10 protein-coding genes are annotated in these 11963 nt (G+C 62.6%); all 10 read left to right on the top strand.

Annotated features, from left to right (window positions below; genetic code table 11):
- Positions 1-120 precede the first annotated feature (120 nt).
- The 10 genes from ATE62_RS18205 (at position 121) to ATE62_RS18165 (ending at position 11689) form a co-directional block, all read left to right on the top strand.
- On the top strand, positions 121-2208 hold the full coding sequence (locus tag ATE62_RS18205; protein WP_231736311.1) for a strawberry notch C-terminal domain-containing protein: 2088 nt from the start codon (positions 121-123) through the stop codon (positions 2206-2208).
- Positions 2209-2285: 77 nt separating this feature from the next.
- Positions 2286-4622, top strand: a complete 2337-nt coding sequence (locus ATE62_RS18200) for a type I restriction enzyme HsdR N-terminal domain-containing protein (RefSeq protein WP_156416890.1) — start codon at positions 2286-2288, stop codon at positions 4620-4622.
- 380 nt (positions 4623-5002) lie between these two features.
- Positions 5003-6193 (top strand): hypothetical protein, encoded by a 1191-nt coding sequence (locus ATE62_RS18195; RefSeq protein ID WP_058809154.1) that lies wholly within the window; start codon positions 5003-5005, stop codon positions 6191-6193.
- Positions 6194-6243: 50 nt separating this feature from the next.
- Positions 6244-6444, top strand: coding sequence for a hypothetical protein (locus tag ATE62_RS23405; protein ID WP_058815264.1), 201 nt, complete (start codon positions 6244-6246; stop codon positions 6442-6444).
- An 80-nt stretch (positions 6445-6524) separates the two neighbouring features.
- A complete protein-coding gene (locus ATE62_RS23400) occupies positions 6525-6869 on the top strand; it encodes a hypothetical protein (RefSeq protein WP_058799773.1) in 345 nt (114 codons plus the stop codon).
- Complete coding sequence (locus ATE62_RS18185; protein WP_058539846.1) at positions 6853-7101, top strand: hypothetical protein; 249 nt, start codon at positions 6853-6855, stop codon at positions 7099-7101. Before ATE62_RS23400 ends, ATE62_RS18185 begins: the two co-directional genes overlap by 17 nt.
- A gap of 77 nt (positions 7102-7178) precedes the next feature.
- The gene (locus tag ATE62_RS23705; RefSeq protein ID WP_058539847.1) at positions 7179-7466 is read left to right on the top strand and encodes a DUF5983 family protein; all 288 of its coding nucleotides are present in this window, start codon (positions 7179-7181) and stop codon (positions 7464-7466) included.
- 70 nt (positions 7467-7536) lie between these two features.
- Positions 7537-7830: an RNA polymerase sigma factor gene (locus ATE62_RS23700; RefSeq protein WP_197411715.1), complete on the top strand. Its 294-nt coding sequence runs from the start codon at positions 7537-7539 to the stop codon at positions 7828-7830.
- A gap of 716 nt (positions 7831-8546) precedes the next feature.
- Positions 8547-10160, top strand: coding sequence for a hypothetical protein (locus tag ATE62_RS18170; protein ID WP_058809149.1), 1614 nt, complete (start codon positions 8547-8549; stop codon positions 10158-10160).
- A complete protein-coding gene (locus tag ATE62_RS18165; protein ID WP_058809148.1) occupies positions 10157-11689 on the top strand; it encodes an ATP-binding protein in 1533 nt (510 codons plus the stop codon). Before ATE62_RS18170 ends, ATE62_RS18165 begins: the two co-directional genes overlap by 4 nt.
- The last annotated feature ends 274 nt before the right edge of the window (positions 11690-11963 follow it).

Here is an 11963-nt window from a genome sequence, read left to right as displayed (position 1 = left end):
ACCCTATAGAATAATGTGAAGGACGTGGCGAAATGTTCCGCAGCTTTGCAGGACTACGCCGCGTTCCTCCGCATTACCGCTTCCTCGCGATAAAGCATCATCCACCGCCGCCTCGACGAGGTGCTTGAGGCCACCAACATCGTCGACCGCATGACCGGGCGGTCGCTCAACGCACAAGCCAAGGGGGCCGCGCTCTCGCGCTTCGAAAGCGCGAAGCAGCTCTTCTTCGGCCAAGTGCTGATCGCCATGAAACTGCCCACGCTCTTTGGCGCGATCGAGCATCATCTCGCGCGCGACCATCATGTCGTGATCCAGCTCGTGACCACCGCCGAGGCCATGCTCGAACGCCGGCTTGCGGGACTTGGCGCCGACGAACGCGCAAACCTTGAAATCGAGCTCTCACCCCGCGAGTATATGGTGGAATATCTCAAAACGGCCTTCCCGACGCGCATGCTGCGCGTCTTCAAGGGCACCGACGGTGAGCCTCGCTCCGAAATCGTCGTCGATGCGGCGGGCCATCCGATTCACAGCCAGGAAGCGCTTCGCGCGCGCGACGATCTCATAGAGCAACTCTGCGCGATGCCTGCGATCCCGAGTGCCCTTGACGCGATCATCTCCCGGTTCGGTACGGACCTTGTTGCCGAGGTGACCGGACGAAGCCGGCGGCTGTTGACCGATATGGTGGGGCGGCAGCGGATCGAACGGCGCACCGCGCGCAGCAATATCGCGGAGGCCGACGCCTTCATGGCGGGCGCGAAGCGGATCCTCATATTCTCGGACGCTGGCGGCACCGGACGGAGCTATCATGCCGATCGCAAATGCCCGACCGCGCACCGCCGCCGCGCGCACTTTCTTCTCGAACCGGGATGGCGGGCGTCCAACGCGATCCAGGGGCTTGGTCGCTCCAACCGCACCGACCAGCAAAGCGCCCCGATTTTCATTCCCGCGGCAACCAATTGCTGGGGTGAACGGCGCTTCATCAGCACGATCGCCCGCCGGCTCGACAGCCTCGGTGCCCTGACCCGTGGTCAACGCCAGGCCGGGGGCCAGAATCTCTTCGATCCTGCGGACAATCTCGAGAGCGACTATGCCAAGGATGCGCTCCAGCAATGGTACAGGCTGCTGCACCGCGGAAAACTCAAGAGTACCTCGCTTGCCGACTATGTCGGCATGACGGGTCTCAAGCTGGTCAACGAGGACAGCGGGGAACTGCTCGACAAGCTGCCGCCGATCCAGCGCTGGCTGAATCGCCTGCTCGCGCTCAGGATTGCGACTCAGAATGCCATCTTCGAGGAATATTTCGGGCTGATCCAGGCCCGCATTCAGGTTGCGCGGGAGGCGGGCACGCTCGACGTCGGTGTCGAGACGATCCTTGCCGATGAGATGCGCATCGTCGAGGAACAAGTGCTGCGGTGCGATCCGGTGAGCGGCGCTGAAACCAAACTGTGCCGGATCGAACTGAAACGTCGGCGGCGCGCCACGGCGCTTCCCGTCCTCCTCGATCAATGGCGCGACTGCGGCGATATCCAGTTCCTCCGCAACGAACGATCGGGCCGTGTCGCGCTTCGCGTGCCGTCCTGGTCGATACTCGATGACGATGGCCAATCGATCCGCATCTGGGAGCTCATCCGACCCACCGGTTCCGATCGCATTCGCGAGTCCAGGCTTGCTGCCAGCCACTGGCAGGCGACCGGAAAAGCCGACTTTGCGCGGCTCTGGCAGGCGGAATGCGAGATGGCGGCGCAGGAGGTCGAAACCAGCGACATCAACGTCGCAACGGGTCTTCTCCTGCCGGTCTGGGACAAGCTTCCCGATGATGACGTCCGCGTCTGGCGGATCGCGGACCAGGCCGGCAACGCCGTCCTCGGCCGCATCGTCTCGCCTGCGGGATTGGAGCGCCTCGCCGCGACATTTGGCATCAACATGGAGTTCGGCCTGACGCCGGCCGAGATCATCAGAGCTGCCCGTTCGTCCGAGGGCGTGGCAATTCCGGGCCTCGAACCGGCGCGTCTCCGCCGCGCGCTGGTCAATGACGAGCCTCGACTGGAAATCATGAACTATCCTCCGGACAGCCGTGCCCGATTGAAGGCGCTCGGCTGCTTTACCGAGATCATTGCTTACAAGACCCGGGTCTTTGTTCCCCCGAAGCAGGCCGAGGCGATCATCGCGGCCATCGGCGAGCCGATGGCCAGCCAGGCCGCCGCCTGATGGAGATTGACCGTCGGCACCCAGCGTGCCGGATTTTTATGTCGCGGGGCACGGGGCGCGGCTATTACAGCTCGGTCATGACCTTCGTACCCGAAGCCCAGTTGCAGGCCTATGCTCTGGCGCTGCTCCGCAAAGAACTGAAGCATCTGTCCCCTGGAGATTTTCAGGTCGAGAAGCGATTCAAGCTGCGGATAGGACATCATGAGGATGACTATGATGGCGCCGCGCTTTGGGAGGCCGAAGGTCGCGCCGACTTGCTCGTTCTTCACGGCAAGCGGCCACTCGCGCTCTTCGAACTCAAGCGCGAGGACAAGACTCTCAGCGAAGACCATGTTGGCCAGGGACGCAGCTATGCGGCGCAACTCCTCGATCGTCCGCCGCTGGTCATCGTGAGCAACGGCAAGGAGACATGGGTGCGGCAAGCCAGCAACGGCGAGCCGCTCGACCCCGGTCTGGACGGTGCGGACTTCGCGGAGAAGCTGTTCAGCAATATCGGCAAGGTCGCAGCGTCAAACCTCGCTTGGGCGATCGAAATGCTCATGGGTCCGGAGACGACCATCTGGGTCGAGGCCGTCCGCGCACGCACCGACGCGCTGATCGAGCAGCTCACCGGAGACCCCGATGATGCCCGGCTGCCTTATGGCCGTGATCTGCTGTTCGGTCGACGGGCCACCGTCGACATCCTCTCCATGCTCAACGATGGCGCCAAGGCCGTTGTCCTCGAAGGCGCGCCGCTCTCCGGCAAAAGCAATGTGCTGCGCGATCTTGCGCGCTTGACCCGCTCTTCTCCCGACTGGGCCATGTTGATGATCAACGCCGCCACGGCAGGTGCCGGACTCTTCCAGCGGATCGCCAATCTTTTCGAAGCGACGCTCGAATGGTCGCTTTCGCCGCAGGAAGTTCGGACATGGCTGCGGCGCATGTCCAAGTCGAACCGCAAGCCTGCTCTCATCCTCGCCGTGGATGGCGTCGCACCAGGTTCGGCCGTCGCCTCGGACCTGGAAGAGCTTGCCGAAACCGGCTTCGGCGATGCCTTGCGGCTCGTTCTGTCTACCGATCGCGCCGATACGATCCTCCGCGGCGCGAATGGCCGCACACCGGGTGCACTCGAGCCGGTCGCGAAAGTGATCGAAGTCGACCTTCTCGACGATCAGGAATTTCAATATGTCCGTGAAGCGATCGCACCCGCTCGCCTCTTCTTCTACGGCGGCGCCGAGCTAAGCCAGGAATATCGCAGGCCTTGGGTCCTTCGCGCCGCGCTTGCTGCCGGCTCCATACCCGATGACGAGGATATCGCGGCCTTTATTCCGGCATCCATGGGACTCAAGTTCGTTCAGACTGCCCGTCAGCACCTTTCGAAGGTGGGCGGCGATACCGCCCGGCTCTTTCGCCTTCTGGCACGGGACGCGCTCGCGGACGGCGGCGAGGTGTCCGACGCTCTCGCGTTGACGCAAGCCAATGCCCTGGTCGTTCGCCGTGACGCCTTCGGCCCTGCGTCGGACGCAGCTGCGACAGCGCTCGCTGCACAAGGCTGGGTCAAATGCAGCCGTCATCATGGCGGTGAGGATATCGTGGTTATTCGTGCGCCCGAGTTCCTGGTCAGCGAGCTCGCCTCCGAACTGGCCACACGCGTTTCCGAACGCCTGGCAGATGGCGCCGAAACAGCCGCAACGGAGCTCCTCTGGCAATCGCAGCGCTTTTTCCTGGGAGACCTGATCGGTGCCTGCGCCATCGTCGACCTCGCAGCGCGCCAGCGGGCCCTGCCTCTCGAACTGCTTGCTTTTCTGATGAACTTCTTCCCCGAAGCCGAGACCATGGCGGGCAAGCTGGTCAGTGCGGAAGGAGAAGATGGAAGGCCGTTCTACATGGTCTTTGACGAAAAGGGATGGGCAGCCCTTGCCGATGCAAACGGGAACCCGCTCAGCCCCTTCGAACGAGTCGATGAAGGCGATGAAGCCAGATCCTACAAGGACATGATCGCCTGGATGATCCTCTCTCAGCTTGCTCGTCTCCGCTCCGCATTCGGCGATTCCGACGGAGACCGTTTCGATTTCGAAATCATCACCCATCTCGGTCAATGCGGTTTCCCGCTCGTCAACGGCGGCCGGACACCGATGCGACATGCAATCGAAGACCTGGGAGGCACGGCAACGGTTCTGGACCCCGGCCATGCGCTTGCCGAACCCTTGACCGCCGCAATCCACAAATTGATTGCCGAGGAATGGCCGTCCCTCGACCCCTTTTTCGAGAAGGTCCGGGAGGCGAATGCGCTTCCTCTTACGGTTAGGGTCCAGCATGCGCTTTTGGCCCTGCGAAATTCTGCGGCACCCGGTTTGCCGGCATGGGTCGAGGCCAAACTTGAAGATTTCATTTTCCCGTTGCGCCAGGAACAGCAGGGCGCCGGCTTTCTCTAGGCGTCGGGCCTCTGACAGGACCCGGACACGGACTGACAATCTCCGCGCTCCGGGTCTGTTTCACCGCGACCGGTGCGCCGGATGTTGATCGAATTTCCCCGCTGGTCGGCTTCGGCGTACAAAATGCCGCAGCCTTGCGGCGGCGGCTTGAGGTAACGCCGCCCGCCAGGTTCACGGCATGCGATCGAACGTTCGTCCCTGCCGGATGCTCAGGCCGGATGCCGCGGAGCGGGACTCCTCCGGCTTTTCAGAAATGACCGCGTTGAGCCGAATATCCGGCCGGCGACGGTTGATCCGCCTGTGGTCGGAGGAGGGAGGGGGACAGAGAAGGGCGGAGCAGCGCGATGCTGTTCCAGATCCTCTATCAGGAGACCCTTCCCATGAACATGATGGCTCCCGCTGCGCGCGCCGCACAAATACCCTATAAGGTCGACATCAGTCGCGGCCGCAATATCAGCCGCGTGTCGTCCGAATGGTTTTCAAGACCCGACGACGAACGCTTCCTCTCGCTTCCCGACCTCTATCATCGCGTTCACGCGCGGGCCGAGGCGGCAACGACGCGCGTCGTCGAGAGCCGCACGGTGCGTGTATTCGCGCGCAGCGACGAACCTGAGCGCCTGACCCTGGCCGTACCCGGCCGTGACGAACCCGTCGCACCGACCAACTGGTCCTTCGGCCAGCTCTGCAGCCTCGTGGGCGCGCCGGCCTCCTATTTGCGGACTCTTCCCGCAGCGCTCGCCGGGATCAACATGCAACATGGCTTGATCGATCATCGCGGCGAGCAGGTGAAGCTCCTTGAGACCAGCGATGGCCGCGCCGAACTCCGCGCGGTCACGGGCCCCGATTATGGCCGCATCTGGGACCATGAACTCGTCTCCGCCGTCATGCGCATCGCCGGCAATGGCACGGGCGATACGCGCTGGAAGGTGCCGGGCGTCCTCGACTGGTCTACGATGCACTATAACCCTCATGTCGATGTCTCGCGCGACACGACGACGCTTTACGCTTCCGACCGCGACGTCTTCCTCTTCCTCGTTGACGACACACACCCGATCGAGGCCGGGAAACTGCCCAATGGCGACCCCGACCTCTTCTTCCGCGGCTTTTACTGCTGGAACTCCGAGGTGGGATCGAAGGCGCTGGGCATCGCAACCTTCTATCTGCGGGCGGTCTGCATGAACCGGAATCTCTGGGGCGTCGAGAATTTCCAGGAAATCAACATCCGGCACTCAAAATTCGCCGCCAATCGCTTCGCGCACCAGGCTGAACCGGCACTCGCGCATTTCGCAGACTCCTCGCCCGCCAGATTCGTCGATGGGATCAAGACGGCGCGCGAACGGATCGTTGCGCGCACCGATGAGGACCGGGCTAGCTTCTTGCGCAACCGTGGCTTCTCCAGGTCCGACACGCAGCAGATCATCGCGCGCGTCTTGAGCGAGGAAGGTCATCCGCCGGCATCGCTCTACGATTTCGTGAACGGCATCACCGCCGTCGCCCGCACGAAGTCGCACCAGGACAGCCGCCTCGAACTCGAAGGCAAGGCAAGAGGACTGCTCCAGCGGGCCGATTGAATGGCGCGCGCCGATAACACCGGCGTCCTGCCAACCCGGTCATCTCGGACGTGATCATGCCGAACCCGAATCTCGACACTGCCGGCGCTGATACGCCCGCGTCGATCAAACTCGCCATGGTCCGCCGTCCAGGTCAGCCTTGCCGCGCGGGCACGCTCGCTCTCGCGAGTCCGGCCGCGGATGACGACGCCGACCTCGATGCAGTCGCCTCCTGCATTACCGATATCACGAGCGGCGCACGCAAAGGCTGATGTTCGCTCCAACCATTCCAGCAACCCGCAGAAGAGCCCGGCCCCGGCGCCGGTCATTTGCATTTCAAGGAGTCCCGTTCATGACGACCACCCCGTCTGTTCTCACCTACGCGGTCCGCGTGGAATATTTCACTGGTGACGACGTTTTTGCCGCCGAGACGTTGCTTGTCGACCAACCCGCCAGCGGCGAAATCGAGGCGGCAGCGACGATCGCCGCCGAGGCCAGTCCCTATTTCAACGCGTCTGTCCCCGAGCTTTCCTATGCAATGACGATCGCGCCCTTCGACCCCGACGACCCCGAACCACCGCCAGCCGGCGCGCGCGCGGCCGGTCTGTACCCATTGCGGTTCGGACCAACTCGTGCGCGACGCCTCCGCGCGGTGGGATACGGATGCGCAGGACTGGACGATGTCGGGACTCTATGACTGCACGACCTGCGATATTTGCGGCGCGGAGAGCGACGATCTCGCGCGGTGGGTTCCCGCCGACCATGTGATGCCGCTCGACCGCTACCGGCGCGACCTCGCGGCCGCGCTCGGCGAGGAGGACATCGCCCAGGAATATGACTTTATCCAGTTCTGTCTCGGACACTTCCGGGAAATACCGATCGCGGAGGCCAAAGCCGCCTGGAAGGGGCGTGACCGCACGGCCACATGAGGGCCGCTGATTTTGATCCGGCGAGCCCCGCCCTCGCGGCAGCCCTCCGCCACGCCTGAGCAAAGGAGACCAATATCATGGAAACCGGACAATATCTCGTGCTCAGCACAGCGCACATACGCTGTGCGACCGGTCAGCTGCTCAGCGACTGGGCCGACCTGCCGCCCGTACGCCAGCCATTGCCCGTCGCGCCGACCCAATATGGCTGGTTCCTGCCTACCCGGATCGAGACCGGCAATACTGCGCGGCATCTGCCGAAGGAAATTCCTCCGATCCTGGCGCTCGGGCGGGCGTATGGCTGTGACTATATTCTCCTCGACTGCGACGGCCCCACCGAGGCGGTGCTGCCGACCTTTCCCTGGTAGCGGCGCGACGGAGGGAAGAGGGCTGGGGAGCAGGCAGCCCGAGCGATGCCACACCAAGAGGATGACCGTCATGTTCCGTCACGCCGCCCGCCGCGCCGGCGCCGCGCTTCAGCGCGCGGCCCGCGCTTGCCTTGCATCCCTGCGGTTTTTTTCCGCCGCGCCGGGCACCGCCGATCTCCGTTCTCGATACCGAGCCGCCGTTGACGCGCTTCCCGTCGACCAGCTCGCCGTTTTCATGATGCACCGCGTCGATGATCTGGCGATCAGCGAAATCGCGACCCGCCTCGGTATGACCAGCGCGGAGATCGAACACAATCTTGCCAATGCGCTGCATGCCATTGCGATCGCCCTTGAGGGCGACTGAACCTCGGCTCCGCGTTGTGCACACTATCCCGGACACTCCCATGAAGACCCTGTCACCTCTGCGGGCGCGCCTCGCCTCGTTCGAGCATGCCTATGTCCTCGCGACCCGTCTTCGGTATGCTACCGGCTGCAACCACTATGTGGTGCGCACAGGCGATCCGTTTCAACCGGTCCGTGTGACGGCTACGCTGCCAGCCCAACCCGGATGCGTGCTGGCCTGGATTCGATGACGGCGCTGCGCACCTCTCCTTGTCGCCCCGGGCGGGCGCCGGCTCCACCGCGAAGATCAGCGAGCGTGTCGTCCGCGGCGCACCGCCTGACGCGGTGTCGATGGCCGATTCCGTCCGCGACAGACCCGGGACGGCTCGTTTCGTTCCCCTCCATGCAGCACCCAAAAGCGGACGTTCGGGTTAGTCTGCCTCGCGACCGTCGCGGTCGGACCGGCAGCCTCCCACCGTCAGGCCCATGCCGGCAAAACGTCCGCGACGCCCCGGAGCGCCTCTGAAAAGCGTCGCGGCAATAGCCTTGGTTATTTCTTGACGCGCAGTATGAGACTGCCACAGTGCAGGCCAGCACTGTAATTCGGGGGCGGTCGCAAGATGAGCAAGCGAGGAATCGAGAGGGAATTTGCACGCCCGGCGGCAGTCGGCCGGCTGGCGGCCGGACGTGCCTGTTTCCGGGTGGAAACGGGGTTCCACGCACAAGGCAAGGTGGCCCATGGCTGACAGGAAAATCCTGCTTATCGAGCCGGGCTACAAGAATAAATATCCGCCCCTCGGCCTGATGAAGATCGCGCAGTATCACGGGCCCGACGGCAAGAAGGACCATGTCCGCTTTGTAAAGGGCGAGGATCCGAGCGTGCTGTCCAAAGCCTGGGACCGCATCTACGTGACGACATTGTTCTCGTTTGAATATCCCCGCATCGCGAACAGCATCGATTATGCTTTGAAGGTCGCGAACGGCCAGGCCGACAAGGTGTTCGTCGGTGGCATCGCCGCCTCATTGATGCACGAACGCTTTCTTGAGGAACGGCGCTGGCAGGGTGTACGCTTCATCAAGGGACTGCTTTCGGATGCGCCGGCAATTTCGCTGCAACTCGACGATTTTTCTGAGGAGCTCTATTCCGACGATCACGCGGGAATGCCCATAGAAGACCTCGTGCCCGACTACAGCATCCTCTCGCAGATCGACTATCAATATCCCGTCCGCGACGCTTATTTTGCGTACACGTCCCGCGGCTGCATTCGCAAATGCCAGTTCTGCGGCGTGCCAAAGCTCGAGGGCATGCAGCGTGACGTCGAATCGTTGACCGATATCGTCCGTGCGATCGACGAGAAATATGGTCCCAAGAAGGACCTTATTCTCATGGACAACAATGTTGTCGCAAGCCCGCGGTTCAAGGAGATCATCGCCGAGATTCGCGATCTCGGCTTCACCCCGGGCGCGAAGCTTTTGCGGTCGGGCTCGCGCGTCCCCGTTCAGCGCCGGGTCGATTTCAATCAAGGCGTCGATGCGCGCATTCTGTGCAAGGACCCGATGTACCTGCGGGAATTGGCATCGATCTGTCTCAAGCCCTTGCGCATCGCATTCGATCATCTCGGCGTTCGCAAGCCCTATGAGCAGGCGGTGCGCTACGCTCACGAACATGGGCTTACCGAGCTCTCGAATTACATGCTCTATAATTTCCACGATACGCCTGCGGATCTCTTCGAGCGCATGCGCCTCAACGTGACGCTGAACGAAGAACTCGACATTCGCGTCTGGTCCTTCCCCATGCGTTTCCAGCCGACTAACCGACCGGACCGCGGTCATATTGGCGAGCACTGGTCGCGCTACCAGCTGCGGTCGATGCAACTCATCCTTCAAGCGACACATGGTGTCGTGAGCGGCGCCCCCGAATTTTTCCGTCGGGCGTTCGGTGACACCGTGGCCGAATTCGAGAATATCCTGATGATGCCGCACGACATGATCTTCAACCGCGACTGGTATGACAAGCAGGGCGGGCGGGCCGAATATGATGACTATGTGGCCCAGGCCTCCCGGCTCTCGCCGGACCGGCGCCATGAACTGATAACGCTCCTTTCATCGTGCGACCCGCGCCATTATCCGACTTTGACCGAAATGACCGACGATGCGGCCGTTCGCAGCATCCTCCAATTCTATATGCCTCGCTCGAAGGAACTTCTTGCGGCAATCTGGAGCGGACGGGGTTCCTGGCCAAAGGTTGCCGCTGACCTCGGGGTTCCAGAGGACGAACGCGTTGAGGATGCGGGCCTTGACGCCGAAGAAGAGCCGATTGAGGCGTCGGCGAACCGAAAGGTGGCAGCATGAATACGATGATGCAGCTTGGTCGCGGCGACGCGGAAAGCCAACTCGAGCAGACCGCGACGGTTGGAAAGGACATCATCGAACTCCTCTCGACGGCGATGTATGTCGACCCACTTACGGTTTACCGGGAATATATTCAGAACTCGGCCGATGCGATCGATGCCGCGCGCGCCGCCGGGCATCCCGCCGGACAGGTCCAGATCGCGCTCGATCCCGCCGCGCGCACAATCGTCATTCGCGATGACGGGGACGGCCTGCCGATGCAGGGTTTCGCCGCAAGATTGACGGCTGTAGGGGCGAGTCTCAAACGGGGCACGCAGGCGCGGGGGTTTCGCGGCGTCGGCCGGCTGTCGGGACTGGCCTATGCGCGCGCGCTGACGTTCCGGTCGCGCGCGCGCGGCGAGGACATTGTGTCAACAATGCGATGGGACTGTCAGCGTATGCGCGCTGCGCTCAAGGACCCCGACGATCACCGCGATCTTCCCGCGCTGGTCGCGGCCGTCACAGAAACACATATAGAAACCGAAGCCGGCCCTCCCTTTTTCGAGGTCAGGCTCGAGGGGGTGGTGCGCCACGGTGACGACCGGCTCATGTCGCCGGGCGCCGTCGCCGATTACCTGTCCCAGGTCGCGCCGCTTCCGCTCAACACCGCCTTTTCGCACCGGGAGGGCATCGTCGCGAAGCTTTCGGCCGAGCTTGACATGGCCGGTATTGAAATTTCCATCAACGGCGAACCGCCGCTCATGCGTCCACATGTCGACGAGATCTTGGTAGAGGGCGTTCGTCCGCTTCGGCTGCATGAAATCAGCTTCGTGGAAATCCCGTCGACGGATGGCGGGACCGCGGCGCTCGGATGGATCGCCCATCATGATTATGAAGGCGCAATCCATCCTTCGACCAAGGTCCGTGGACTTCGCGTGCGCGCCGGCAATATTCAGATTGGCGATGCGGGCGTTCTCGCCGACGCATTCCCCGAACAGCGTTTCGACAGCTGGGCGGTCGGTGAAATCCATATTCTCGATCCCCGCATAGTCCCGAATGGGCGCCGGGACGATTTTGAGCGCAACATCCATCTCGCGAATTTGAAGAACCATCTCGCGCCGCACGGACGCGAGGTTGCTAACCGCTGCCGCACCAGTTCGCGGGAGCGCAAGCGGGTGCGCGATATCGAGCTCGAGCAAGCCTCCGCCCGCGAAGGGCTTTCAATCCTGAGACAGGGAAGCCTTGGTGCCGCCGAGCGCGACCGCGTGGCGCTTTCGGTCGAACTCGCGCTGATGCGTGCCGAGAAGCATACCGGCCAAACGGAGCTCGTCGTCGATGTGCATCAACAGACGCGCCTGGAGCTCGACGGGTTGCGCGAAGAGCTCGACATGCTGGCGTCCGACGAGCAGGCCCCCGCATCGCCACTTGACCGGCTGAACCCCGAACGACGCGCCTTTTACGAGGAAATGTTTGCTCTAATTTACAACTGCTCAGTCAACCGCTCGGCCGCAAAGGGCCTTGTCGACCGGATTATTGCCCAGATTGCCTGAGTGGTCTTCGGTGAGGGGCTCGGCAGGCGCGGAGCAGCCTTCAGTTTCGGGCTGGCGGCCCCATGCTCGCTATTTGGAACCGATCCGGACAATCGAATAGCATTGCACTTTCATTTGAACGCTCGAGACGAAGCATTGTCCGGCAATGGGCTGTTTCCAAACTCGAGTTTGTTCACCCTCGACTCAGAAGGTTGAATCAGTAATCAGTCGTCGCATCCAATAAAATTCTTGCGCGGGGCGGCTTTCACACAATGATATTTCCGGAAATCGCTCC

Origin of the sequence: Sphingopyxis sp. HIX (assembly GCF_001468285.1) — a bacterium.
GTDB lineage: Bacteria > Pseudomonadota > Alphaproteobacteria > Sphingomonadales > Sphingomonadaceae > Sphingopyxis.
Note: the sequence above shows the minus strand (reverse complement) of the source record. Positions and strands in the feature narration are given on the sequence as shown.

Coding starts and splice junctions, on each gene's coding strand:
- ATE62_RS18200 (WP_156416890.1), top strand. CDS start 2,286: ATGACCTTCGTACCCGAAGCCCAGTTGCAGGCCTATGCTCTGGCGCTG.
- ATE62_RS18195 (WP_058809154.1), top strand. CDS start 5,003: ATGAACATGATGGCTCCCGCTGCGCGCGCCGCACAAATACCCTATAAG.
- ATE62_RS23400 (WP_058799773.1), top strand. CDS start 6,525: ATGACGACCACCCCGTCTGTTCTCACCTACGCGGTCCGCGTGGAATAT.
- ATE62_RS18185 (WP_058539846.1), top strand. CDS start 6,853: ATGTCGGGACTCTATGACTGCACGACCTGCGATATTTGCGGCGCGGAG.
- ATE62_RS23705 (WP_058539847.1), top strand. CDS start 7,179: ATGGAAACCGGACAATATCTCGTGCTCAGCACAGCGCACATACGCTGT.
- ATE62_RS23700 (WP_197411715.1), top strand. CDS start 7,537: ATGTTCCGTCACGCCGCCCGCCGCGCCGGCGCCGCGCTTCAGCGCGCG.
- ATE62_RS18170 (WP_058809149.1), top strand. CDS start 8,547: ATGGCTGACAGGAAAATCCTGCTTATCGAGCCGGGCTACAAGAATAAA.
- ATE62_RS18165 (WP_058809148.1), top strand. CDS start 10,157: ATGAATACGATGATGCAGCTTGGTCGCGGCGACGCGGAAAGCCAACTC.